The sequence below is a fragment of the Streptomyces sp. WELS2 genome, assembly GCF_013870595.1.
GTDB lineage: Bacteria > Actinomycetota > Actinomycetes > Streptomycetales > Streptomycetaceae > Streptomyces.
Map to the genome: position 1 here is coordinate 1 of NZ_JACBWZ010000909.1, position 2,318 is coordinate 2,318.

Genomic DNA, 2,318 nt, shown 5'->3' on the forward strand with positions numbered 1-2,318 from the left:
CCACCGACGGCCTGGCCCACGGCGGTGACCAGCAGCAGGGTGACCAGCAGCCGGCGGCGGCCGACGATGTCACCGAGCGGCACCAGCAATGCCAGGCCCACCGTGTAGCCCGCGGTGGAGGCCGTGACCACCAGGGACGCGGTGCCGCTGCCGACGCCGAACGCCGAGGCGACCGCGGTGAGCAGCGGGTGCGCGTAGTAGATGTTGGCGACGGCGAACCCCGCGGCCACGGCGAACACCGTGACCAGACGGTCGGGGAGCCCGCCCGCCGGACGCAGCGCCGCGCGGGCGCCACGTCCGGCAGGCCGGGCCGAGGCGGCATGGGACATCACGGCACCAGCACGATCTTTCCGGTGGTGCGGCCCGTCTCGCCGTACTCGTGCGCCTTGGCGGCGTCGGCCAGCGGGAAGACCTGGTCCACGTGGACCTTCAGCCGTCCCGCCGTCACCAGCCGCGCCAGTTCCTCGAGCCCGGCGTGGTCGGGCTCGACCAGGAAGCCCGTCACCCGTACGCCGAGGCTCGCGGCGTACGTGGCGAGTTCGGGGCTGACGTGGCCGATCACGGTGACGAGCAGTCCGTCCGGGCGCAGTGTGCGGGCCAGTTCGAAGCTGTGGTCGCCGCCGAGCAGGTCGAGGACGACGTCCTGCCCGGTCACCCTGTGGTGCAGCGGTCCGGTGGTGTAGTCGACGGGGTGCTCGACGCCGACCTCGCGCAGGAACCCGTGCTTGGCGGCGCGGGCGGTCCCGGTGACCTCGGCGCCGTGGGCGCGGGCGATCTGTGCCGCCAGGTGACCGACGCCCCCCGCGGCGGCGGTCACCAGCACCCGGTCGCCCGCCTTGACGTGCGCGGTCTCCACCAGGGTCTGCCAGGCGGTGAGCCCGGCCAGGGGCAGCGCGGCGGCCTCCTCGAAGCTCAGCTCCCCGGGTTTGCGCGCGAACTGCCGGGCGGGAGCGGTGACATACTCCGCGTAGGCGCCGCCCGGGCGGGGGAAGCCGATGAGACCGAACACCTCGTCCCCGGGCTGGAATCGGGTCACCCGCGGCCCGGACTCGACGACGCCGGCGACGTCCCAGCCCTGCACGAACGGCGGGGTGCCCAGTGCGCCGGGCGGGAACACGCCGGAGCGGATCTTCCAGTCGACGGGGTTGACCCCGGCGGCGGCGACCTTGACCAGGACCTCGGTGGGCAGCGGGGCGGGACGCCCGGTACCGGTGAGGCGCAGCACGTCCGGCGCGCCGACGGCGGTGGTGACGACGGCTTTCACCGGCCCACCCGCTCGTCCAGGTAGGCGGCCCACTCGGACAGTTTCTGGCCGAGGTCCAGATCGCCCTCCGGCACCTCGATGCCGAACTCGCGCTGGACGAAGAGGGCGATCTCGATCAGGGCGAGCGAGTCCAGGGCCAGTTCGTCCAGACTCTGGTCGGGGTGGAGCTTCTCGACAGGGACGTCGGCCTTCTCGGCTATGAACGCGAGCAGGCCCGGATAAGCCGTGAACAGCATGGTGTACTCCCTCCTCGGAGGCGTGCTCCGGGGCTTGTGTGGACGGGTGACGCGCGGGTGGCGGCGTCTCGTCCCCGGGGTTCAGGCGGCCGGTGTGCGCGGCCGGGTCAGGCCGTGCGGCCAGGTCAGGGTGACGGCGCCCCAGGTGGTGCCGGCGCCGAAGGCGGTCAGCAGCACCCGGTCGCCGGGGCGCAGCCGGCCCTCGCCGGCCGCGTCGTCCAGGGCCAGCGGGATCGAGCCGGCCGCGGTGTTGCCGGTGTGGCCGATGTTGACGTAGGCCCGTTCCCGGTCGGCGCCGAGCTGGTCGGCGACCGCGTGCAGGATGCGCACGTTGGCCTGGTGGCCGACCAGGAGGTCCACATCGGCGGTGGTCCAGCCGGTGCGGGCCAGCACGGTCCGCGAGGACTCCGTCATGCGCAGCACGGCGTTCTTGAACACCTCGCCGCCACGCATGGTGAGGTAGTGGTCCTCGCGCAGTGCCTCGGTGTGGTGGCTGCGCTGCCGTGAGCCGCCGGCCGCCACGCGGATCAGGTCCGCCTGGAGTCCGTCGCTGGCCAGGTCCATCGCGCGCAGGGCCCCCGGCTCGTCCGCGCGGCCCGCGCGCAGCACCACGGCGCCGGCGCCGTCGGCGAAGATCGGCGCGGTGGCGCGGTCATGGGGGTCGACGAGCGTGGTGAAGGCGTCGGCGCCGATCACCAGCACGCTGTCCGCCACCTCGGCCGCGATCAGGCCGGCCCCGGTGACCAGGGCGTACAGGAACCCGGAACAGACGGCTCCGACGTCGAAGGCCGGTACGGTGCCCAGGCCCAGCCCGGCGG

At 74.1% G+C, this 2,318-nt stretch carries 3 protein-coding genes and 1 pseudogene; all 4 read right to left on the reverse strand.

Annotated features, from left to right (window positions below; all coding sequences use genetic code 11):
• Window positions 1-329: pseudogene (locus tag H5J33_RS31605) on the reverse strand (MFS transporter); the annotation flags it as partial.
• Window positions 329-1,264 (reverse strand): NADP-dependent oxidoreductase, encoded by a 936-nt coding sequence (locus H5J33_RS31610; protein WP_181798178.1) that lies wholly within the window; start codon window positions 1,262-1,264, stop codon window positions 329-331. The gene H5J33_RS31610 and the pseudogene H5J33_RS31605, both read right to left, overlap by 1 nt.
• Window positions 1,261-1,500 carry an acyl carrier protein gene (locus H5J33_RS31615; protein ID WP_181798179.1) on the reverse strand — a complete coding sequence of 80 codons (240 nt, stop codon included), beginning with the start codon at window positions 1,498-1,500 and terminating at the stop codon, window positions 1,261-1,263. Before H5J33_RS31615 ends, H5J33_RS31610 begins: the two co-directional genes overlap by 4 nt.
• Before the next feature lie 81 nt (window positions 1,501-1,581).
• Window positions 1,582-2,318: beta-ketoacyl-ACP synthase 3 (locus H5J33_RS31620; RefSeq protein WP_181798180.1), on the reverse strand; the 737-nt coding region annotated here is incomplete at its 5' end.